Origin of the sequence: Shewanella chilikensis (assembly GCF_002836945.1) — a bacterium.
Classification (GTDB): Bacteria; Pseudomonadota; Gammaproteobacteria; order Enterobacterales; family Shewanellaceae; genus Shewanella; species Shewanella chilikensis.
This window is the reverse complement of record NZ_NIJM01000006.1, coordinates 91645-115129: the sequence shown is the minus strand read 5'-3', so window position 1 is coordinate 115129 and position 23485 is coordinate 91645. Positions and strand designations below refer to the sequence as shown.

At 50.7% G+C, this 23485-nt stretch carries 20 protein-coding genes; 17 read left to right on the top strand and 3 right to left on the bottom strand.

Features of this window, described 5'->3' with window-relative positions; translation table 11 throughout:
- Positions 1 to 286 precede the first annotated feature (286 nt).
- The 8 genes from CX651_RS03710 to CX651_RS03675 all read left to right on the top strand — a co-directional run bounded on the left by CX651_RS03710 (position 287) and on the right by CX651_RS03675 (position 10263).
- Entirely contained in the window at positions 287 to 682 is a 396-nt protein-coding gene (locus tag CX651_RS03710) for an H-NS histone family protein (protein WP_101053614.1), read from the top strand.
- 260 nt (positions 683 to 942) lie between these two features.
- A complete protein-coding gene (locus tag CX651_RS03705; protein ID WP_101053612.1) occupies positions 943 to 4029 on the top strand; it encodes an amidohydrolase family protein in 3087 nt (1028 codons plus the stop codon).
- A 32-nt stretch (positions 4030 to 4061) separates the two neighbouring features.
- Complete coding sequence (locus CX651_RS03700; RefSeq protein ID WP_101053641.1) at positions 4062 to 5330, top strand: amidohydrolase family protein; 1269 nt, start codon at positions 4062 to 4064, stop codon at positions 5328 to 5330.
- Between the two features lie 61 nt (positions 5331 to 5391).
- The gene (gene rcsF, locus CX651_RS03695; protein ID WP_101053610.1) at positions 5392 to 5772 is read left to right on the top strand and encodes an Rcs stress response system protein RcsF; all 381 of its coding nucleotides are present in this window, start codon (positions 5392 to 5394) and stop codon (positions 5770 to 5772) included.
- Between the two features lie 10 nt (positions 5773 to 5782).
- Entirely contained in the window at positions 5783 to 6517 is a 735-nt protein-coding gene (gene tsaA / locus CX651_RS03690) for a tRNA (N6-threonylcarbamoyladenosine(37)-N6)-methyltransferase TrmO (protein ID WP_101053608.1), read from the top strand.
- The gene (locus CX651_RS03685) at positions 6514 to 7167 is read left to right on the top strand and encodes an acyltransferase (protein WP_101053607.1); all 654 of its coding nucleotides are present in this window, start codon (positions 6514 to 6516) and stop codon (positions 7165 to 7167) included. The genes tsaA and CX651_RS03685 overlap by 4 nt, the downstream gene beginning before the upstream one ends.
- Positions 7168 to 7265: 98 nt before the next feature.
- A complete protein-coding gene (locus CX651_RS03680; RefSeq protein ID WP_157822661.1) occupies positions 7266 to 8444 on the top strand; it encodes a GGDEF domain-containing protein in 1179 nt (392 codons plus the stop codon).
- Between the two features lie 100 nt (positions 8445 to 8544).
- Positions 8545 to 10263, top strand: coding sequence for a proline--tRNA ligase (locus tag CX651_RS03675; protein ID WP_101053603.1), 1719 nt, complete (start codon positions 8545 to 8547; stop codon positions 10261 to 10263).
- A 144-nt stretch (positions 10264 to 10407) separates the two neighbouring features.
- Here the strand turns inward: CX651_RS03675 and grpE are convergent, their stop codons facing one another.
- Entirely contained in the window at positions 10408 to 11025 is a 618-nt protein-coding gene (gene grpE, locus CX651_RS03670) for a nucleotide exchange factor GrpE (protein WP_101053601.1), read from the bottom strand.
- Positions 11026 to 11119: 94 nt separating this feature from the next.
- Between grpE and nadK the strand changes: the two genes are divergently transcribed.
- From nadK to CX651_RS03640, 6 genes are all read left to right on the top strand, one after another.
- Positions 11120 to 11998, top strand: a complete 879-nt coding sequence (gene nadK, locus CX651_RS03665; RefSeq protein WP_039035936.1) for an NAD(+) kinase — start codon at positions 11120 to 11122, stop codon at positions 11996 to 11998.
- 653 nt (positions 11999 to 12651) lie between these two features.
- The gene (locus CX651_RS03660; protein WP_101053599.1) at positions 12652 to 14298 is read left to right on the top strand and encodes an L-lactate permease; all 1647 of its coding nucleotides are present in this window, start codon (positions 12652 to 12654) and stop codon (positions 14296 to 14298) included.
- An 80-nt stretch (positions 14299 to 14378) separates the two neighbouring features.
- Entirely contained in the window at positions 14379 to 17183 is a 2805-nt protein-coding gene (locus CX651_RS03655; RefSeq protein ID WP_101053597.1) for an FAD-binding and (Fe-S)-binding domain-containing protein, read from the top strand.
- Between the two features lie 311 nt (positions 17184 to 17494).
- Complete coding sequence (locus tag CX651_RS03650; protein ID WP_101053595.1) at positions 17495 to 18238, top strand: (Fe-S)-binding protein; 744 nt, start codon at positions 17495 to 17497, stop codon at positions 18236 to 18238.
- Between the two features lie 10 nt (positions 18239 to 18248).
- Complete coding sequence (locus tag CX651_RS03645) at positions 18249 to 19625, top strand: lactate utilization protein B (protein ID WP_039035939.1); 1377 nt, start codon at positions 18249 to 18251, stop codon at positions 19623 to 19625.
- A gap of 4 nt (positions 19626 to 19629) precedes the next feature.
- Positions 19630 to 20199, top strand: coding sequence for a LutC/YkgG family protein (locus CX651_RS03640; protein ID WP_101053593.1), 570 nt, complete (start codon positions 19630 to 19632; stop codon positions 20197 to 20199).
- 71 nt (positions 20200 to 20270) lie between these two features.
- Here CX651_RS03640 and CX651_RS03635 read toward each other — a convergent pair whose 3' ends face one another.
- Positions 20271 to 20555, bottom strand: coding sequence for an energy transducer TonB (locus CX651_RS03635; RefSeq protein WP_101053639.1), 285 nt, complete (start codon positions 20553 to 20555; stop codon positions 20271 to 20273).
- 562 nt (positions 20556 to 21117) lie between these two features.
- Between CX651_RS03635 and CX651_RS20235 the strand changes: the two genes are divergently transcribed.
- From CX651_RS20235 to CX651_RS03620, 3 genes are all read left to right on the top strand, one after another.
- The gene (locus CX651_RS20235; RefSeq protein WP_268249203.1) at positions 21118 to 21249 is read left to right on the top strand and encodes a hypothetical protein; all 132 of its coding nucleotides are present in this window, start codon (positions 21118 to 21120) and stop codon (positions 21247 to 21249) included.
- A gap of 187 nt (positions 21250 to 21436) precedes the next feature.
- Positions 21437 to 22075: a hypothetical protein gene (locus tag CX651_RS03625; protein WP_101053589.1), complete on the top strand. Its 639-nt coding sequence runs from the start codon at positions 21437 to 21439 to the stop codon at positions 22073 to 22075.
- 13 nt (positions 22076 to 22088) lie between these two features.
- A complete protein-coding gene (locus CX651_RS03620) occupies positions 22089 to 22406 on the top strand; it encodes a hypothetical protein (RefSeq protein WP_101053637.1) in 318 nt (105 codons plus the stop codon).
- Positions 22407 to 22689: 283 nt separating this feature from the next.
- On the opposite strand, the gene CX651_RS03615 is transcribed toward CX651_RS03620, so the two are convergent.
- A complete protein-coding gene (locus tag CX651_RS03615; protein WP_039034261.1) occupies positions 22690 to 23484 on the bottom strand; it encodes a slipin family protein in 795 nt (264 codons plus the stop codon).
- Position 23485 lies beyond the last annotated feature (1 nt).

Sequence of the window (23485 nt, the reverse complement as noted above, 5' to 3'; positions counted from 1 at the left end):
GATTACGTACCGATGATACCAGATACATCAGTACAGGATGGCTCAACTTTACGTGCTGTTGACGTTAACGTCAACAGCAGTTTAAACGCTCGTTTGCCAATTCTGTCACACTTTATGGTCAGTTTTTTGAACACTTGGCAACTTTTATGGTCGTAGAATTGAAATAAATAAAGAAATTAATGTCAATTGACGTAAAAATATTTGATCCTGACACTTATAGTTTCTATTATTTATAGCGATGTTCACCTTAACCCAATTTATAAATTAGCGTGGGACCTAAATACTTATGAGCGATTTTCTTGATATATTGACTCACGGCCGTCGTTTTAAAGCCGCAGTAAAAGAGTTAAGCGTTGCAGATCTGCGCGATCTGGCAGTCAAATTGGATAAGATCATTATTGATCGTGAAGAAGAAGCCAAGAAAGAAGAAAAGGCGCAGGCTGAACGTCTGTCTAAAATTGAAGAGATCCGTAAGCAGATGGAAGCCGTTGGCCTATCTGTTGAAGATCTGGGTAATGTTGCTGCCGCCAAGGCTGCTCCCAAGAAGCGTGCTCCCCGCCCACCAAAATACAAAATCGTTGTAGATGGTGAAACTATTACTTGGACCGGCCAAGGCCGTATGCCAACTGTATTCAAGAACGAAGTAGACAAAGGTCGTTCAATGGATGATTTCCTGATTTAATCAGGTTCCCCTTGCTCAAGCCTCGACAGTGTCGGGGCTTTTTTATGCCTGGAGAAAACCATATTTCTGTTAAAAAGCCTTACAATTACGCCTTGGCATTTACATTTAGGCTGAGTTAAGTTTACCACTGCCAACTTAAAGCGAGGCTCTCGTCCGCTTTTTTATCACTCTTAGGGGAAAACGTACTGAATGATCGCAACCTTTCCCTCTCTGATGACAATGACTCTCCCCAAGGAATTATGACAAGGTAGCCACAACAGATGAGACTTTCTTTTCCCGCCATAAACCTACTGTTGTTCAGTCTTGTGGCCTGTAGCGCCTTTGCCGATGAGACACAGCTGACAGACAATACTCCGAGATTGACCGCCTTAACCCATGCCAAGCTTATACTTTCACCTGGAAAACAGCTGGATAACGCTACATTACTTATTGAAAATAACCGGATAAAACAAGTAATTCCCAATAATGAAATTCCACAAAATGCTTATAAGATAGATCTCAATGGTTACACCATCTATCCGGGATTTATCGATCCCTTTGCCGAATATGGTTTGGAATATTCAGAATCACCGGCAACTATTGAAGCTCCCGTCTATCAAATTAAGTCAAAAGGGGCGATAGCCGCAAATGGTGCCATTCATGCAGAGAAGGAATGGTTTACTTATGTTTTGTCGGATAACAAAACTGCATCAAACTGGATAAGTAATGGCTTCACCAGTGTCCAGAGTGCACACCTTAACGGAATATTCAGAGGAATAGGCGTCTCACTTTCTTTGGCGAACAAAAAGAGTAACCAAGTGATATATCGCCCCAGAAGCCGACATTTTATGGCATTTGATAAAGGTAATTCACCGCAGGATTATCCCAATTCTCTGATGGGAAGCATAGCGTTAATAAGACAGACTCTCAGTGATGCCAACTGGTATAACCAGAATAAAAAGAAAGCAGCCAACCGCGAGGATCTATTATCACCGGAATTTAATATCGCCCTTGAACGCTTGCACGATATAAAAACTCGTGGTGCGATATTTGACACCCGAAACCTCAATAACCAGTTGCGTGCAGCCAAACTCTTGAGCCAAGAAGATATCCAGCCAATCTTACTGGGAAATGGCCAGGAGTACGCAAGAGTGAAAGAACTGCAAGAATATCGCCCCATATTGATATTGCCATTGAACTTCCCAGCTGCTCCTCAGGTCAGTGACGAAGACAATGCCAGGGAAGTACCACTCAGAACCTTGAGACACTGGGAGCGGGCACCGAGCAATCCTGCTGTAATGGCCGCCAATAACATTCCTTTCTCCTTCACCCAATATGGCATGGACGGCAAAACCTTTTGGCCCAGATTGAGAATGGCGCTGCAGGCCGGTCTCGATGAAGAAACCGCATTGGCGGCACTGACAACAGAAGCTGCTGCAGTTGCCGGCATTGAGGATTTAGTCGGTAAACTGGCGCCCGGCTATATGGCCGATCTGGTAATAGCCAAAGGCAATCTGTTTCAGGACGGCGAAATAGTCAGCGTTTGGCTACAAGGTGAAGAACAAATCCAAACGGCTCCTGGATACCAATGGCAAGGCAGTTATCGTCTGCATCTAGCTGAACTGGAACTGGATCTTGAGCTGCAACTGAGCCAGCAAACGCCCCAAACACTCAGGGGTAGCCTCAGCAGTGGTGATCAACAGATAGAGCTTGCTCACCTGAAAGCCGACAACAAACGCCTGAGCTTCAGCGTCAATTTACAGGGTGCCGGCATAAATGGCATTAGTCGAATAACCCTTTGGCAAGATGATGAAGGGCTGCAGGGCAGACTCTTGCATGCCGATGGCGCCGTGACTCAACTGGCCGGCTCAAGATTGCCGAACGCGCCTTTAACGGCCGATACAGAGACGGGAGACAATGCCAATTCCCCGCCAGCCTCTTCCAAGACTAAACCCGAGTATCTCAGTCGTTTGACGAGTCCACTGCAAGCCTATGGCCGCAGTGAGCTGCCAAGAACGGAAAAACTGCATATCCGCAATGTCACCCTTTGGACCTCAAGCGAGGCAGGCATCATTGGTAACAGCGACCTGATTCTGGCCAACGGCAAGATTGAAGAGATTGGCACAGATCTCAGCACTCCGGCAGGTTATCAGGTCATAGAGGGAGCAGACATGCACCTGACTGCCGGGATCATAGATGAGCATTCCCACATTGCCGTGAACGGCGGCCTCAATGAGATGTCCGATGCCATCACCTCAGAAGTACAAATAGCCGATGTGCTTAACCCGGATGATATTGCCATCTATCGCTCCTTGGCCGGCGGCGTCACCACCGCCAATCTGCTGCATGGCAGCGCCAACCCTATAGGTGGCCAGTCGCAGGTCATTCAACTGCGCTGGGGGGAGTCGGCCGAGGGACTCAAGTTCACCCAGGCCCATCAGGGAATTAAGTTTGCTTTGGGGGAAAACGTCAAACAGAGCAACTGGGGCGAGCGTTATACCCGCAGATTCCCGCAAAGCCGCATGGGGGTGAAGGCTCTGATGAGTGATGCTTTCAATGCCGCCAGAGACTATCAAGACGCCCAAGCCCAATATGCCGAGCTGCGCTCACGGGAGAAACGTAAGCAGCTCTCCCCTCGCCCCGATTATCGTTTACAGGCGATTGCCCAAGTGCTGAATGGCGAGCGCGATGTGCATATTCACTCCTATGTCCAGTCTGAAATCCTGATGTTCTTGCGCCTCGCCGAGGCTTACGATTTCAAGGTCACCGCCTTCACCCATGTACTGGAAGGCTACAAGCTGGCCCCCGAGTTGGCGGCTCATGGTGCTGGCGCTTCCACCTTTGCCGACTGGTGGGCCTATAAATTTGAGGTCTATGATGCCATTCCGCAAAACGCCTGTTTGATGATGAATGCCGGCGTGCTCACCTCGATTAACTCAGATGACTTTGAAATGCAGCGGCGCCTGAATCAGGAAGCCGCCAAGTCGGTGAAATACTGCGACATGTCCCAGGAAGATGCCTGGAATATGGTAACCATCAACCCCGCCAAACAGCTCGGAATAGACGCCATAACAGGTTCAGTTGAAGAGGGGAAACAGGCAGATTTGGTGCTCTGGGATGCCAACCCCCTATCGGTTTATGCCAAGAGCCAGGCAGTGTGGATTGGCGGCAAACGCTACTTTGACCGCGCTGAGGATAAGCAAATGACCCAGGCTATCGCCGACGAGCGTCAGGCACTGATCCAGAAAATTCTTGGCAGCGACCCGGCGCGGCTTCAAGGCGAAACGACTTCAGAAATCCTAGAGCCCTTGTGGCAATGCGACACCCAATTCAACGCTTGGGGTCAAAATAAGGAGAGCCGCCTGTGACCAAGTTTCCTCTATTGCCACGCATCGCATCTATGCTGGCACATCTGCTGCTAGGTGGTTCGCTATTGATGTTCGTACCGGTAAAGGCCCATAACCTGATCCCGGCCGAGCGCCAGCAACAAGCCATATTGCTGAAAAACGCCACGGTTCACAGCGTCAGCCAAGGCATACTCAAAAATACCGATGTGCTGCTCGAGCAAGGCGTTATCAGCGCCGTAGGCCCAGGATTAACGGCTGAAAATGCCCGGGAATTTGATCTCAGCGGCAAACACCTTTATCCCGGCCTCATAGCACTGGATACCACCCTGGGTTTGGTAGAGATAGCCATGGCCAGGCCAACAGTCGATAGCCGCGATGTGGGCAGTGCCAATCCACAGCTTGAAGCCGCCAGCGCCTTCAACCCGGATTCAGAATTGCTGCCCAGTGTGCGGGCCAACGGTATCACCCACGCGCAAATAGTCCCAAGAGGCACAGGCATTGCCGGGCAATCGGCACTGGTCTCCCTGGATGCCTGGACCATAGAAGATGCCCAGGTCCCATCTAGACCACAGTTCCACCTCTATTGGCCAACGGAGCCGCAAAAACAAGGTACCAGCGAGGCAGATAAGCAGGCACAAATGACCTATCAGGACGCCCTGTCACAGATACACAAGCACTTTGAAGCGGGTAAACGCTACGCCTTGAGTCAGCAAAGCAGCGAAAGTGCCCTTGAAGACAGCCGCTGGCAAGCGCTCTTGCCGCTGTATCGCCAGGAGGCGCGACTGTTTGTTCATGCCGACAGGCAGCAGCAGATAGAGGCGGCCATAGCCCTGGCCCGTCAGTATGGATTCAAGTTAACCCTGGTCGGTGGCTATGATGCCTGGCGCCTGGGTGCAGCGCTCAATGAAATAGAGGCAAGCGTCATCTATACCCATACACTTGACTTGCCACTACGAGAAGATGAACCCATAGGTCAGGCTTTCAGAGTACCAGCATTGCTCAAACGCGCCGGTATTCCCTTCGCCCTCGGCTTCAGCTCCGATTGGGACAGCCGTAACCTGCCGCTGGCCGCGGGCCAAACCGTGGCTTGGGGGCTCAGCAAGCAGCAAGCTCTCAAGGCCATTACACAAGATGCCGCCAAGATACTGGGCGTAGATAACTTGGGGGCCATAGCGCCCGGGTTTCAGGCCAACCTTGTGGTCAGCAGCGGCGATATTCTCGACCCCATGAGCAGCCGGATAGAGCTGATGTTTATTGACGGCAGGCAGGTGGATCTCAACAATCGTCATCGGCAGCTTTATCAAAAGTATTTGAAGCGATAGAATTTCCCATACAGCTCCCGGGATGGCCGGGAGCATGGACGAATAACTATAAGGCCGGGCCATGAAACCGATTTTTCTTTCCACTCTGGTATTGCTGCTTGGCGGCTGCGCCGGGGAATACAGCTTCAATTCAAACTTAGACAGCCAGGCTATTCAAGAGTACTTCAAACCCTCGGAAGTACAGTTGTTCGATGGCAGCCGACCAACAGGCCAATATGAAGTGCTGGGATTGGTTGAGGGCAATGCCTGCCAGTCCGAGCCAGATGGTGTACCGGCCACTATGGCCGATGCCCGCACTGAGGCGCGCCGGGCGGCAGCAGATATGAAAGCCAATGGTCTTATCATTAAAAACTGTGTCGAAACCCAGGAAGCCGCAGCCGGTTGCTACACCAGCGCCATGTGTGTCGGCCAGGCTATTCGCCTGGCAACCCCGAAGGAGTAAGCCTGACGTTATGGGGTTTTCGACTCAAATAGAAGCGGTTGCCTATTGCCGGACACCATATAAACAAAAGTTTGGTATTCCTCGTCAGCCGGGCTTGGTGGATTTTGTTCGCGGTTTTGTCGAACTGACAGCGCCCTACAATCATATTGATGCGGTGCGTGGGCTGGAGCAGTATTCCCACCTCTGGTTACTGTTCTGTTTTCATGAAAATCTGGCCCAGGGCTGGAAAACCACAGTGCGCCCTCCCCGGCTCGGCGGCAATGAAAAACTCGGGGTGTTTGCCACCCGCTCCACCTTCAGGCCCAATGGCATTGGCCAATCTGTGGTGAAGCTGCATCGGATCCACCAAGGCAAAGGTAAGGTGATACTGGAGATCTCCGGCATGGATCTGCTCGATGGCACTCCGATAATCGACATCAAGCCCTATATTCCCTTTTCGGATGCGATACCTGAGGCGATAGGCGGCATAGCGCAGCAGGCTCCCGAGCAGCTTGAGGTCAACTTCAGCCATCTCGCTGTAGAACAACTGATCCGACTCGATAAACGCTATCCCGGGCTGGATAAGCTTATTCAGGCGGTGCTGGCCCAAGACCCGAGACCCGCCTACAAGAAAGGCAAGCCGGACCCCAAACGCTATCAAGTGGCTCTGTATGATCTGGATATCTTCTGGCATGCCCATGAGCAAGGCATTGAGGTCGAAACCATACAGCCCTTTTGTGCCAAAGCGTCCGGCGCCGAAACATGAGTGATTTTAAGCCCTCAGCAGATGATTATCAGGCGCAGCACAAAAGGCGCCTCTCCTGGATGCCCTGGCTCTGGTATCGCCTCAAACCCAAGCATCTAGAATGGGCCCTTCCCTGGCAACAAGCGATTCAGGCCAGGCTCCAAGCCCTTGAAACCATCAGCATAGGGCAAAACTGCTTTATCGCCCCCGAGGCAGAGCTGTTTGCCGAACCCGGCAGGCCGATAACCCTTGGCGATGAGTCCATGATAGCCGCCAACTGCTTTCTGCACGGGCCGATACAGATAGGCCGAGAGGTCAGTATCAACCACGGCTGCTCGCTGGATGGCGGCAGTCGCGGCATAGTGATAGGTGACAAGACCCGCATTGCCAACAATGTCACTGTCTATGCCTTCAATCATGGCATGGCACCGGATATGCCCATCTATCGTCAGAGCAGCCAATCCAAGGGAATAGTCATTGGCGAAGATGTCTGGATTGGCGCCCAGGCAGGTATCGTCGATGGCGTGACCATAGGCGACTGCGCCGTCATTGCCATGGGCGCCATTGTCACCAAGTCGGTACCAGCGTTTGCCATAATGGCGGGAAACCCTGCTAAAGTAGTGGGAGACAGACGCAATAAGCCACTGACGGGCAGAGAGAAAAATCAATAATTAGGAAGATGAGCGCCATGGATTGCCAAACCCGCCCAAACACACAAACACCAAGAAGCATACCAAAGGGTTTACCGGGTATCCGCAGCCGGTTACTGTTGAGTTTTTTCTTGCTGGCCGGGCTGATAGTGTTTTTTGGCGGTGCCAGCCTCTGGATAATGGATAGCACAAACACAACTCATATCACCGAACTGCAGAAGCAAAAACAGCTGCTGCAGGCCATTAGAGCCAATCAAATGCAGCATCTGGCACTATTGAAACTCAAAAACAACTGGCCCAGTTATCCCCTCAATGAACGGGAGGCGATTCTTGATGAAACCAGGCAGAGACAACAACAGATAATATCCACCCTGAGCCAGTTTACCCTGGCAACCAAAGAATATGACGAGGCCTTAGTTCTGGGGCAGCAGTTGTCAGTGATGAGCGGTCACCCCCTGAAAGCGCCACATATGAACGGCATGATAAGCGCCATAGATCATCTTTCTCTGCGTCTGTCCGGCATAGGGCTGACCCATCTGGATGCCCAGATGCAAAAGAACAGCAAATCGCTGATGCAAACCCTGTTATGGCTGGTGCTCGGCTCACTGGCACTGATAGTTTTGAGCCAATCTGTAGCCTGGACAGTCATTGGTCGCCACTTGCTCAAGCCTTTATTGCAGACCAGCAACAAGCTCAGCGAACTGGTAGAGCAAAACTTTGGTGGCCGCTCGCCAGCCCCGGTGAACCGGGAAACACTCAAGATAAACCATGCGCTGTTGTCCCTTGAGGCGCAGATGAGAGCCTTGACCAGCGAGCAGCAACAAGACGAACTCACGGGGCTTTATAACCGCCGTACATTCAACCAGTTGATGAAACAGTCCTGGCATAAGGGAATCGTAAGACAGCACAGGATAGGCTTACTTCTCATTCAGAGCGATCAGGCCATTGCCAGTGAAACCCTGTTGCATTTGGCCCAAAGGCTGCTGGACTTTGAAATTAGCGGTGAACATTTTCTGGCGCGATTACAACAATCTCAGTTGGCGCTGTTACTGCCAAACCAGGATCCGGAAGCCTGTATCCGCATCGCCCAGAGCCTCAATCAATTTGTGTTGGCGGCCAATCTGCGAGCCAAAACCCAAAGCCCGCGACTCACTGTTTCTATCGGCGTGGCCAACATCCAACCCAGCAGACAAAATAATTGGGACAGCTTGGTGTTTCAAGCAGAAGAAGCCCTGCTCAGCGCCCAAAACCGCGGCGGCAACTGTAGCGCCGGTGTCAATCAGTTAACAACGAGCTAAATTCGAACAAGGAAAGGGGAATTTATCCGCGCTGGCCGCGTGACATCATCGAAGCAAGTGATAAAATGGCGGCCATTCAATTCATTTCGGACCCAAGGTAATGCGAGTCAGTCAATACCTGTTATCAACACAGAAAGAAAACCCTGCCAATGCAGAGATAGTCAGTCATCAGCTTATGCTGCGCGCCGGTATGATACGCCGCAACGCCTCAGGCCTCTATAGCTGGCTGCCGTCCGGCCTGCGTGTACTGCGCAAGGTCGAAGCCATTGTGCGTGAAGAGATGAACAAGGCCGGGGCCATCGAAATTCTGATGCCCATGGTACAGCCGGGGGATCTCTGGGTGGAAACAGGTCGCTGGGACAAGTTTGGTCCAGAGCTGCTGCGCTTTGTCGACCGTCACAATCGTGACTTCGTCCTGGGCCCGACCCATGAAGAAGTGATTACCGATCTGGTGCGCAAAGAAGTCAGCTCCTACAAGCAACTGCCGCTGACCCTTTATCAAATCCAGACCAAATTCCGTGATGAAGTTCGCCCACGCTTCGGTGTTATGCGCTCACGTGAGTTCCTGATGAAAGATGCCTATTCTTTCCATCTGGATCAGCAAACCATGGATGATACCTATCAGGCCATGTACACGGCTTACAGCAACATCTTGTCGCGCATGGGCCTGGCCTTCCGGCCTGTACTGGCAGATACCGGCTCTATCGGTGGCAGCATGTCACATGAGTTCCACGTGCTGGCAAGCAGCGGAGAAGATCTGATTGCCTACTCCAATGGCAGCGACTATGCCGCCAATATCGAGAAGGCTGAAGCGCCGCTGCCAACCACAGAGCGCGCCGCGCCCACTCAGGAAATGACCCTGGTCGACACCCCAAATGCCAAGACCATAGACGAACTGGTTGAGCAGTTTGGCCTGGATATCACCAAGACGGTTAAGACTCTGATAGTCAAAGGCGCCACCGAAGAAGCCCCACTGGTGGCCCTGGTTGTCCGTGGCGACCATGAGCTGAACGAAGTCAAAGCCGACAAACTGGAACTGGTTGCTGCGCCGCTGGAATTTGCCTCTGAAGCAGAAATCCGTGACGCCTTGGGAGCCGGCCCAGGTTCTCTTGGCCCAGTCGGTCTGTCTATTCCTGTTATCATAGATCACAGTGTTGCCGTGATGAGCGACTTTGCCGCTGGCGCTAACCTAGATGACAAACACTATTTCGGTATCAACTGGGAGCGGGATCTGCCGCTGGTCAGCGCTGCCGATATCCGTAACGTAGTGGAAGGTGAAACCACCCCTGATGGCAAAGGCACTTACGCCTTCGCCCGCGGTATTGAAGTTGGCCATATCTTCCAGCTGGGCACCAACTACTCTGCCGCCATGAACGCCACTGTGCTGGACGAGAATGGCAAGTCTCAGACTCTGCTGATGGGCTGTTATGGTGTCGGCGTCAGCCGCATCGTTGCCGCCGCCATCGAGCAGAATCACGATGACCGCGGTATCATCTGGCCGGAAGCGATTGCCCCATTCACAGTGGGTATTCTGCCGATGAATATGCACAAGTCACACAGAGTGACAGACACTGCCGAACAGCTTTATAAAGAGCTGACCGATGCGGGTATCGAAGTGCTGTTTGATGACCGTAAAGAGCGCCCTGGCGTGATGTTTGCCGATATGGAACTCCTTGGTCTACCTCACACCATAGTGATTGGCGACCGCAACCTGGATGCCGGTGTTTATGAGTATAAGAACCGCCGCACCGGAGAAAAGCAGGAAGTGCCTATGGCAGAAATAGTGGACTTTATCAAAAAGGCCGCTGGCCAGAAGTAAGCTTCTGGGTTGCTTTTAAATCCAAGACCAAGAAAGCCGAGCTTAGCTCGGCTTTTTCATGGCTGGAAACCTGCTTGCAAATAAAAAACCGCAGACTTATCTGCGGTTTTTTAGTCTCGCCGCTACGGGCGTTTTAGTGCGCTATCAGGCTTGGGTATCGACGCTTTCACCGCCCTTGGACACCATTACCATGGCAGGACGCAACAGACGTTCATTAAGCTGATAGCCCTTTTGCATCACCAACATCACGGTATTGGCCGGGAACTCGGCGCTTGGTTGCATGCCAATGGCTTGATGCTGATCAGGGTTAAAGGCTTCACCCATAGGATCTATCTGTTTGACGCCGAACTTCTCCACCGCTGACAGGAAGCTCTTCAGTGTCAGCTCAACACCTTCAAACAAAGGCTTGGTGACTTCATCGGCCTTATCTGCGCCCACCAGAGCACGCTCCATGTTATCGATCACAGGCAGCAGTTCATTGCTGAACTTTTCCAGGGCAAACTTATGTGCCTTCTCTACATCCTGCGCCGCCCGGCGACGTATGTTATCAACTTCAGCTGCGGCACGGATGACAGAATCTTTCTGCTCCTCAACTGTCGCCTGTGCGTCAGATAAAGCCTGTTCCAGCTCCTCAATACGGAAGTTAGCCTGAGTCAGCTCGTCGATAATGCCGCCTTCCTCAGCTACGCCCTCGGTGGTTTCAACCTGGTCAACCACTTCTTCGACCTGTTCCTGCTCTGCTTTAAATGACTCTTTGTTCATTTCTACTCCAGCTAAAAATGCTTTGTTTCTGCATACTCTGGGCATATTATGGGGATCAAATTGACCGTTTCAACCCCCAGAGTTCCCAAAATCTATGTCCACTGAGTTTCATACTATAGGCCTGATAGGAAAACCCCACCATCAGGGGACCAACCTGACCCTTAAGCGTCTGCATTATTGGCTGAAAATGCAAGGCTATGATGTGCTGGTGGAAGAAAGAGTCGCGGCTGAACTCGGGAAAGATGTACGTGCAGTAGACTTACTGGATATCGGCGAGCACTGTGATCTGGCGATAGTGGTCGGGGGGGATGGCAATATGCTGGGCGCGGCCCGGGTTCTGGCACGCTTCGATCTTGGTGTTATCGGTGTCAACCGCGGTAATCTGGGATTTTTAACCGATCTGCCGCCGGATGCCTTTGAAGAGTCGCTCGCCAAGGTGCTGGATGGCGAATACGCCACAGAACACAGGTTCCTGCTCGAAGCCGAGGTTTATCGCCACGGCGAAGTCAAAGCCAGCAATACCGCCGTCAACGAGGCCGTGCTGCACCCAGGCAAGATAGCCCATATGATCGAGTTCGAGGTTTATATCGACAACCAATTCATGTACAGCCAAAGGGCCGATGGCATGATAGTGTCTACACCGACCGGCTCAACCGCCTATTCGCTGTCGGCCGGCGGCGCGATATTGACCCCTAATCTCGAAGCACTGATCCTGGTGCCCATGTTTCCCCATACCCTCTCCTGCCGCCCCATAGTGGTCGACGCCTCCAGCATCATCAAACTGGTGGTGTCACCGGAAAACGGCGAAAACCTGGAAGTAAGCTGTGACGGCCATGTCACCTTGTCTGTAATGCCGGGCGATGAAATTATCCTAAGACGCAGCAAGGAGCGGCTCAAACTCATCCACCCAAAGGGGCACAACTACTTTCATGTATTGCGTAACAAATTGGGCTGGGGCAGTAAACTCTTTTGAAGCTTGAGTGGTCTGAGCAAACTCTTGCAGCTACAAACACAGTTCAGCATTAGGTCAAGGTTAAAGCACCTGAGAACAAAGGTGCTTTTTTGTTATTTATTTTCAAAAAATGTAAAACAGCACTCACGTGATCAATATCACGTTTTATAGCGCCCGATATAACGGTGACCAAGATCACGGTAACCCTGCAAGAAAAAACAACTTATCTATCTGATTTTTATTGGTTTAAATAAAAACACCCCAAAACCAACTTCACCAAAAGCTCAATTAGTGTGACTTAAATCACATTCGAGATTTGCGATATAAGCCTGTCATTCCATCACAAATGAAATAACAGGATCACTTTATTACCATTTTGAGTAAAACAAAGCCATAATTCCTAAGGTTGTGGGCCATTTTTTAAATATCTATTCCCCAAAGTTATATAAACGCCAGAGCAACAGTGATCTTCGTCACACTTTTTCATTTGCCAGCGGAGACGCGGCTCCCATAACCAAAAACTTAAGCCAGATACGAAAGGCAAGATGATCCAGATCATTTTGGTTCCGGGTAAATTAACCATGATAAGCACGCACAACAACAAATGGGAAAGGCGATAGCACTTTCTCAACACCACAATAAGCACAAGCAACATATGAAATGATGAGGCAACCATGACATTTCTTCAGTTACTCGCAAGTCTGACACCCGTGATCAGCGTTATGCTGTTCCTGGTGTTGCTCCGGATGCCTGCATCCAGAGCTATGCCAATCTCCATGGTGATAACCGCCCTGGCCGCCGTTTTTATCTGGCAGATGGACACTACTCTACTGGCCGCCTCCGTGGTTGAAGGCCTGCTGTCGGCGATTACACCTTTAACCATCATCTTCGGTGCAGTATTCCTGCTCAACACCCTGAAATATTCAGGTGCCATGGATACCATTCGTGCCGGCTTTACCAATATCAGCTCAGACGCCAGGGTACAGGTGATTATCATCTGTTGGCTGTTCGGCTCGTTTATTGAAGGCTCTGCCGGTTTTGGTACACCCGCCGCGATTGGCGCGCCTCTGTTGGTCCTCTTGGGTATCCCACCAGTTGCGGCCGCCGTGGTTGCTCTGGTCGCCGACTCAACATCAGTGTCTTTCGGTGCCATTGGTCTGCCGGTGCTCTTTGGTATGGAACAGGGTCTGCTCGAAGGCGGTACCAGCATGGCTGCGGCGCAAATTGCCGAACATGGCGGTCACTTCAGTGATTATGCCCAGTTCATTGCCATGCATATGATCACCATAGATCTGATAACAGGTACGCTGATCCCCTTGGTAATGGTGTCTGTACTGACAGGCTTCTTTGGTCGCAATAAGTCCTTCAAGGAAGGCTTTGCCATCTGGAAATTTGCCCTATTTGCCGGTTTGGCCTTCACCATTCCAGCCTGGTTGATCAACTTCTTCGCCGGTCCAGAGTTCCCTTCCGTGATTGGTGCCCTGGTCGGTATGGCATTGGTAATCCCAGTTGCCCGCAAAGGCTGGTTACTGCCTAAAACCCCTTGGAATGACTTTGCCGAAAACGACAAAGAGGGCGAAACGGCTCAAGTGGAGAGCAAGGCGCGTTTCTCCCAGTTGGCCGCCTGGACCCCTTACCTGATCATGGCAGGTCTCTTGGTGCTTTCACGTGTGGTACAGCCACTGAAAGCCTGGTTGAACAGCTTCAACATCAGTTGGACCGGCCTATTAGGCACAGAGCTCAAGGCTGGCTTCGCCACCTTCTTTGCACCGGGCGCCTTCTTTGTTGCCGTGTGTATTCTGGGCTTCTTCCTGTTCAGAATGAACTCCAAGGCCATCAAAGAATCGGTCACAGTTTCCTGCAAATCCATGGTGCCAACCATTATCTCCCTGGGTGCCTCCGTGCCTATGGTAAAAATCTTCCTAAACTCAGGCACCAACAGTGCAGGTCTGCAATCCATGCCGGTAGCATTGGCGGATATGCTGGCTGGAAGCCTCGGCAGCGTTTGGGCCTGGATTTCCCCCATAGTCGGTATTTTCGGTGCCTTCCTGTCGGGTTCGGCCACCTTCTCCAATATGATGTTCTCCGGCCTGCAATACAGCGTGGCTGATAACATAGGGGCCAACCATGCACTTATCCTGGCACTGCAAGGTATTGGTGCCAACGCCGGTAACATGATGTGCGTGATGAACGTGGTCGCGGCGGCAACTGTGGTCGGTATGGCCGGTCGCGAATCTGAAATCATCCGCAAGACTATGCCTGTAGCACTTGGCTATGCTTTGCTGGCCGGTACCTTGGCAATGCTTTGGGGTGGATTCTAAAAACGATAATAACTCCTCGATAAGGCAGCCGCCCTTGGCGCTGCCTTTATTATCAAATTTAATGTGTAGAGAAATGTCTTATGTCTATCAACTATGAAGCCGTGATCCGTGACCTGCGTAAACAGTTGGGAGAAACTGCCGTCAGTGACGACCCTGTGCGCCGTTTTGCCTGGTCAACCGATGCCAGCTATTTCCGGATAGTGCCCGAGGTTGTGGTACATGCCGAGGATCTGGAGCAGGTAAAACGCACTCTGGCTGTAGCCAGAAGCTACGGTGCTCCGGTGACTTTCCGCGCCGCAGGTACCAGTCTGTCGGGTCAGGCCATAGGAGAAGGCATATTGCTTATCCTGGGATTCGACGGTTTCCGTACTCTGGATATCAGTGAAGACAGTAACAAGGTCACTCTGGGTGCCGCTGTTATTGGCGCCGATGCCAACGCTGCCCTCAAACCTTTGAATAAGAAAATCGGCCCGGATCCGGCAACTCTGGCTTCTGCCATGGTGGGTGGTATCGTCTCCAACAACGCTTCCGGTATGTGTTGCGGCACGGCCCAAAACAGCTACCAAACCATCTCCTCAGTAAAACTGCTGCTGGCCGATGGCACAGAGCTTGATACCGGCAGCGAAGAGTCCAGAGAAGCCTTCAGTCAATCACACCCCGAACTGCTCAAGGCGCTGGCAGACTTGGGTGCCATGGCTCGCGGTAATGAGACCCTGGCAGCGCGAATTCGCAAAAAATTCGCCATTAAAAACACCACAGGTTACAGCCTCAACGCCCTGGTGGATTTTGAAGATCCCTTCGACATCATTAACCACATCATAGTCGGCGCCGAAGGCACCCTGGCGTTTGTCAACGAAGTCACCTATCACACAGTGGACGAGGCTAAATTCAAGGCCTCGGCGATGGCGGTATTCTTCAATATGGAAGATGCGGCCCGGGCAATCCCTCCTATTCAGGGCGAAAGCGTAGCCGCTGCCGAACTGCTGGACTGGGCCTCCATTAAGGCGGTTACCGGCAAGAAAGGTATGCCGGATTGGCTGGCCGAACTGCCGGAAGGCGCCGCGATTTTGCTGATAGAATCCCGCGCCAATGATGATGAAACTTTGGAACGCTATACCCAGGACGTTATCGCGAAACTGGCACATATCGAGACCGAGCGCCCCATCAGCTTCAGCCGTGATCCTGCCGTTTACGGTAAATACTGGGCCATGCGCTCCGGCCTATTCCCCATTATCGGTGGCGAGCGCCCCAAGGGCACTTCGGTAATCATCGAAGACGTAGCTTTCCGGGTTGAAAACCTGGCCAGTGCAGCCCACGATCTGACCGAGCTGTTCCATAAGCACGGCTATCCTGAAGGGGTGATCTACGGCCACGCCCTGGCCGGTAACTTCCACTTTATCATTACCCCTAAATTCGGCTCCCAGGCCGATATCGAACAGTTCCATCAATTTATGGAAGCGGTCGCCGATATGGTGATCAACAAGTACGACGGTTCGATGAAGGCCGAGCACGGCACAGGCCGCGCCGTGGCACCTTTTGTGGAAATGGAATGGGGCAGTGACGCCTACACCCTGATGAAAAACATCAAGCAGATCTTCGACCCCGAAGGACTGCTGAACCCAGGGGTGATCCTCAACGACGACAAGCAGGTACACATCAAGAATATCAAGCCTTGTCCCGAAGTGGACGACCTGGTAGACAAGTGTATCGAATGCGGTTTCTGTGAAAAGACCTGCCCCACCTCGGCGCTGAACCTGTCACCCAGACAGCGGATAGCTACCTTGCGTGAAATCGAGCGTCTGGAACAGAGCGGCGACAAGGAAGCGGCCGAGAAGATGCGTGCCGCCGCCAAGTATGATGTAGTGGATACCTGCGCCGCCTGCCAGCTGTGTACCATTGCCTGCCCGGTAGACAACAGCATGGGCCAGCTGGTCCGCAAGCTGCGTACTCCCTACATCACCACCACAGAGCAGAAGGTTCTGGATTTCCAGGCCAAGCACTGGGGCGCCGTCAACCAGGTGCTGAGCACAGGCTTTGATGCCCTGGGCACAATACACAAACTCACGGGCACGGGGATCACCTCTGGGCTGATGAACATGGGCCGGGCAATTTCCAAAGAAGTGCCTTACTGGAACCCTGACTTCCCCAAAGGCGGTAAGCTGCCCAAGCCATCAGCTCCCAAAGCCAACCAGGAAACCGTGGTCTATTTCGCCGCTTGCGGCGGCCGCACCTTCGGCCCAACACCGCTGGATCCCGATGACCGCACCCTACCTGAAGTAGTAGTGACCTTGCTGGAGCGTGCCGGCTATAACGTGATTACGCCGGCCAAGACCCGCAATCTGTGCTGCGGCCAGATGTGGGAATCCAAAGGGGATTTCAAGAACGCCGACATGAAACGTGACGAACTTATTGACGCGGTCAGTGCCATGACAGAGGGCGGCAAGCTGCCCGTGGTTGTCGATGCTCTCTCCTGCACCTACCGTGCTCTTTCCGGCAATCCCAAGGTTGAACTGTTGGATCTGGTCGAGTTCCTGCACGACAAGGTATTGCCGAAACTCACCCTCACCAAGAAGGTCAATGTGGCACTGCACCTGGGTTGCTCGGCACGTAAAATGAAGCTGGAACCCAAGATGCAAGCCATTGCCGATGCCTGCTCCAACAAGGTGCTGCGCCCGGCCGGTGTCGACTGTTGTGGTTATGCCGGAGAGAAAGGTCTCTACAAACCTGAGATCAACGCCTCGGCGCTGCGTAACATCAAGAAACTCATCCCCACCGACTTCAAGGAAGGCTACTACGCCAACCGTATGTGTGAAGTGGGCCTGAGTCACCACAGTGGTATTTCCTACCGCCACCTAGCTTATCTGCTGGAGGAGTGCAGTCGCTGACTATACTTAGAGGGAGCATTAGCTCCCTCTTTTTTCATCTGTGTTATATAACGGATTTGCGTTCGGATTAACGAACAAACTAAAGACTAAAAACACCATTAAAATCAAATAATTAAAACCTTCTCATTTTTGCAAAAAAGATTTTAATCATTTACTGAATTAGCACTATTTATTGTGTGGTTATAGGCTTATATTCAAGCATATTTACCCTGTGTCAGGTGATGTTCAAATACAGAGTCAGAAAGCATCTGGCCACACCGGACATAGATGATGTCGGTTAACGCAAGCAACATCCAATTAGGAAACACCAAATGAAGATAGCCTTGTTTATTCCCTGTCTGGTCAACCAGATGCTGCCGGATGTGGCCATCGCCACCTTGGAACTGCTGGAGAAACTGGGGCACCAGGTGATCCTGCCTGAAGGCCAAACCTGCTGTGGTCAGCCCATGACCAACTCGGGTTGTTTCAACGAAGCCCGTAACACTACATTGAAGCTGCTCAATGCCTTCAAGGGAGTCGAATGCGATGCTATCGTATGTCCAGCGGCCTCCTGCCTGGTAGCCGCCAAAGAAAACTTCCATGAGTTTGACAACAGCCCGGAAGCCGCGGCCGTTATCGCCAAACTGTACGAATTGACCGAATTCCTGCACGATATCGCCCCGGTAGAGAGCTTCCCCAAGCCCTTCCCGCACAAGGTGAGCCTACAACTGAGTTGTCACGGTATCCGTATGCTGGATCTCGCCAGCCCCAGTGAATACATGGGCCCACGTTACAACAAAATGGAAGCCCTGCTGGAACGCATTCCCGGCATAGAGATCACCTATCCGGATCGCCGCGATGAATGCTGCGGCTTCGGCGGTACCTTTGCGGTAGATGAAGGTGCTGTGTCTGCCAAAATGGGCAAAGACAAGGCTCAGGCCCATGCAGCCACGGGAGCAGACTATGCCGTAGGTTTTGATCCATCCTGTCTGATGCATCTGGATGGCATGATCCGCCGCCAAAACTTGCCGATAGAAACCCGCCATCTGGCACAGATCCTCAACGCTGCCATTTAGGGAGATAGCCATGTCACAGACACAAGGGGCCAAAGCCCACGCCAGCCAAGCAGAGATCTTCTGCCGCGATGAGTCCAGAGTTGATTGGCATTCCAAAGCCCTGTGGGTGTTGCGGGAAAAACGCGACCGCGCCGCCGGCAGCCTGCCCGAGTGGGAACAACTGAGGGATCTGGGTTCGGCCATCAAACTGCATACCCTGACCAATCTGGCCAAGTATCTGGAAGAGTTCGAAGCCAATTGTATCCAGAACGGTATTCAAGTGCATTGGGCCAAAGACGGCGCCGAGCACAACCGTATAGTACATGAGATTCTGGCCAGCCATCAGGTGAAGAAGCTGGTGAAGTCCAAGTCCATGCTCACCGAAGAGTGCCACCTCAATCCCTTCCTCGAAAGCAAGGGCATAGAGGTCATAGACACTGACTTGGGTGAACGCATCATTCAGCTGAAAAAACAGCCTCCTTCACATATCGTGGTCCCCGCCATTCACCTCAAGAAAGAGGAAGTGGGCGAACTGTTCCATGAAAAACTCGGCACAGAGGCCGGTGCCAGCGACCCGACTTACCTGACCCGTGCCGCCCGTGCCCATCTGCGTGAGCAATTCCTCAGTGCCGATGCTGCCATGACAGGGGTTAACATGGCCATCGCCGACAAGGGCGCAGTGGTTGTTTGTACCAACGAAGGTAACGCCGACATGGGCTGTAACCTGCCTAAGCTGCAGCTGCACTCCATGGGAATAGACAAGCTGGTACCATCGGTGGAAAGCGCCGCAGTTTACCTGCGTACTCTGGCCCGCAACGCCACCGGCCAGCCGGTAACCACTTACTCCAGCTTCTACCGCGGCCCGCAGGCCGGTGGTGAGATGCACGTCATCATAGTGGACAACGGCCGTACTGAGATGCTCAAGGACAAGATCCTTGCCGAGTCGCTCAAGTGTATCCGCTGTGGCGGTTGTCTGAACACCTGCCCTGTATATCGTCGCAGCGGTGGTTACAGCTACAACTACACTATTCCAGGTCCAATTGGCATCGCAGTCGGTGCGCAGGACGATGACACCAACTCCATCGCCTGGGCCTGTACCCTGTGCGGCTCTTGCTCCTATGTATGCCCCACTAAGGTGCCATTGGACAAGATCATCTTCCGTCAGCGTCGTCTAAAGGCCGAGTCAGGTAAACTGCCTTACGGTAAAGGCAGTTATATGCCATTGGTCGGCAAATTTATGGCCAGTACCACTATGCTGAACTGCTCCATGAGCATGGCTAGACTGGGCTTGAGAATACTGCCCGGCAGCCTGCTCAAGCCATTCTCCGGCGCCTGGGGTAAATACCGTGAACTGCCCAAGGCACCCGCCTCTAGTTTCGAGGCCTGGTTCAAGAAAAACAGGAGCTAATCAGATGTCCAGCAAATCTTTTATTTTGGATGCCCTTAAGTCCTGCGCACTTGAAGGACACAATATGCCGGCCATAGATGTGGCCCCCCGACTGGACGACTTGATTGGCCAGTTTGAAACCAACCTGGGAACCGTTGCCGGCAAACTGCATAAGCGCGGAGGCTTTAGTGAGCTGCAACAGCAAGTCGATGCCCTGATAGCCGAAGGCAAGCAGATTATCTCTCAAGTGGAAGGGGTTAGCGGTAACCGTGAAGTCCCTGAAGACAGCCATGATCTGCGTGATATCGATTATGCAGTGATCAAAGGTCAAGTGGGTGTTGCTGAAAACGGTGCCATCTGGGTCAGTCAGAAATCTCTGTCCCACAGGATCACGCCCTTTATCTGTGAGAACCTGTTCCTGGTACTTGAAGCCGATGCCATTGTCGCCAACATGCATGAAGCAGCCGACAAGATAATGTTGGACTCGGGTGAGTTTGGGGTGTTTATCGCCGGCCCATCCAAGACGGCTGACATTGAGCAGGCACTGGTAGTTGGTGCCCACGGCGCCTGTAGTCTGAATGTGTTCCTTATCTAACTCAGGATGAGGAGGACAAAAACGCCGGCAACTGCCGGCGTTTTTATTGGGCTACAATCAGCTCTGCAGCCTTACAGCGTGCAGGAAATCTTTGACCACGTCTTGGCGCTAACGGGCTTACCATCGACAAACTTGGGTGCATAGCGCCACTTTGACACGGCTTTGACGGTTTCAGTTTCAAACTGCTTGCCACCCTTGGAATCCAGCACTTCCACATGGCTGACAAAGCCCTGTTCGTTTACAGTCACTTCCACGTTGACCCAACCTTCTCGGCTCATCCTGGCATACTGAATTGGATAACCGGGCACGGCACGAAACAAGGGCCGCTGCTCCTGATCCACACTCCAGGGGCGCATATTGCCTATCACCTGACAGTGTTGAGTCGCTTTGTCCAACCAGAAAATGATAGAGCTACGGTTAACTAATTTGCTTCCAATTGGTGATAGTGCGCTTTGACTTGCCCATGATATTGACCGTAAACCTTGCGATGCAAGCTCTGATCATAAAGTGCCAAAAAGGTTCCACTGATTTAGGCAACAACGCCTTGGAAACCCCATAAGCCTGGCAAGGAAAATTAATGGATCTGACAGCCGATGCGCCGATACATACAACTGATAAACCCGACACTGAACCTGTGAGATTACAATACTCAGGTTGGCAAAGCTTTAGTTGGTGTTAGAAAAGTACAAAAAACACAAGGTGACACAAAAACACACCAATCAAAAGACAAAAATCAACAACTAAAACAAACACCACCCAATAAAGCAACTAATCAACCAAAAGCTTAACAAATAAAAAATAAATGCAAAAATGTTAAAGATTGATTTTTTGATTGCCTTATACGCATTTTTTTGGTTACTTAAGAAATGCATAATTTACAAATTATGCTCAAGGGGCAAATACGAAAAAGGAGTTTTTATGAGAAAAATATTATTAGTATTAACGTTATTTTTTTCAACATCAAGTACGGCTTATTATCCAACTTATGTATCTAGAACCAACCACCTTGTTGAAATTAGTGAAAAAAATCAGGTCAATGGAATTGCTTGATGGTTATCAACAATGAATCCATAGGACTCCCAATACATAATGAAACAAAAAAAATATTAAAATCTATTAATGAAAAACTCTTCTCATCTATAGAATCAAGCACAAGAGCGGAAATCAACAAGCTACCAACATTCAGGTATAGGGAGTTGAAACATGTAACTTTAAATGGGCCATTAGAAAAAAAATAATGACACAGCCTGATGGAATAATAACAGCAACTGTTAAAGGATTTACAATATCGACTGAGATAAAAATTGACATATCTGGACTGACATTATACGCAAAAATCAAAACATCAGAGTTAAATCTTTCGGCAGATTATAACCCTATTAATGGTCAAATCTATAACATTAGAGACAATGGAAACCTTAGAGTCCATATAGATATTGACGGGAATGGAACATTTAACAAGTTAGTAGCAAAGGTAACAAAATCATTGCTAAAGATTTTTAAGCCTAATTTTTTCCAACAAAAATTGAACTCCATCTTAAGCAGCATTCACAACCACAAATATTATGTGGCTGGAATTGAAAGCGTTATACCTGATAACACTTGGATTATTAATGGTATGGACTTAGGCTTTGAAATAAAAAACACAATAAAAGGAATACATCCTGAAAAATATATATCAATAGCAATATCTGAAAAAAACCATAGATATTACACTGGTTGGAATTACAGAGAATACTACATGAACAAAGTTGATTTTGATATATCAGGAAACTATAAAATATCTTACGAAAACCAAGCGGTTTATGATACAGGACGTTGGATAAACCCATGCGCAAGACCAGGTGGCGCAAGCCATGGATGTTATGAACCATAAAATTGAGGTTACTATGAAAAATTTAACCATGATCCTCTTAATCAGTTTGATGTTATCTGGCTGTACATCATTGAACGAAGTTAAATTTGATTCTACCCCCCCATCAAACTATATAGGAAAGGATATCAAAATAACCACTACCTCAGATGAAATAATTGAGTTTAAAGTCGAGAGCACAACTGATTCGACGTTATCCGGAGAAGGGAAGTCTGTAAAAATGGATAATATCAAGAAGATAGAGATAAAAGAGTTTAGCGTGATTAAATCAATTTCATTATCTAGTGGCCTATATATACTAGGTGCAGCAATTATAGCCGTTATAGTATTGTGAACTTAGAGCCTAAGGAAGATACAAGCAAGTCCCATGTGTGATCTGCTTTGTGTTTAATTATGGGATTGTTAGTATGCAGCATGAGAGTTACCTCTTTTGTTTTGATTGAAGCTTTGACTCCTTTATCAAAACGGGTAACTCTCACCTTTTCAAGATAATGTGTCAGATCAAGTCGCGACTAAAACAACTTAGGCCGGAGGCCTGTTATTGAGCTATCCCCAAACGCTCAAACTAACAATATATTAACCCCTTGTAAATAGGCGAAATTTCAAACAGTTTCAGGCTAATTTTTGGATTTTTCATTTAAATTGCTAAATGCACCATTTAATTTGCTCAGTAACTCAAGCGGCAGCGGAAACAGGATGGTCGAATTGTTTTCTGCCGCCACTTCCGTCAGGGTATGCAGATAGCGCAGCATGATGGCATTGGGTTCTTTCCCCAGCGTCTGCGCCGCTTCCACCAGTTTTTCCGAGGCTTCCATCTCCCCCAGAGCATGGATCACCTTGGCCCGCCGCTCCCGCTCCGCCTCGGCCTGACGGGCGATGGCGCGGATCATACTTTCATTGAGATCCACGTGCTTGATCTCCACATTGGCTACCTTGATGCCCCAGGCATCTGTGTGGGAGTCGAGGATCCTTTGAATATCGGCATTGAGCATCTCCCTGTTGGCCAACATCTCGTCCAGCTCATGCTGACCGAGCACGGATCTCAGGGTGGTCTGTGCCAACTGACTGGTGGCGGCGAGGAAGTTCTCCACATTGATAATCGCCTTTTGCGGATCGACTACCCGAAAATAGAGCACGGCATTAACCCGCACCGAGACATTATCACGGCTGATCACATCCTGGGAGGGCACATCCATCACTATGGTTCGAAGATCCACCCGCACCATCTGCTGCACCACAGGGATCAGTATGATAAGCCCAGGCCCCTTGACCCGGTAAAAACGCCCGAGAAAGAAAATCACCCCACGTTCATACTCCCTGAGGATGCGGAACATGCTGATAAGCAAGGCCGCAAACAGCACCAATAACACCCCAAAGGAAATATTTAAACTACCGCTGATAGCTTCGCCCATG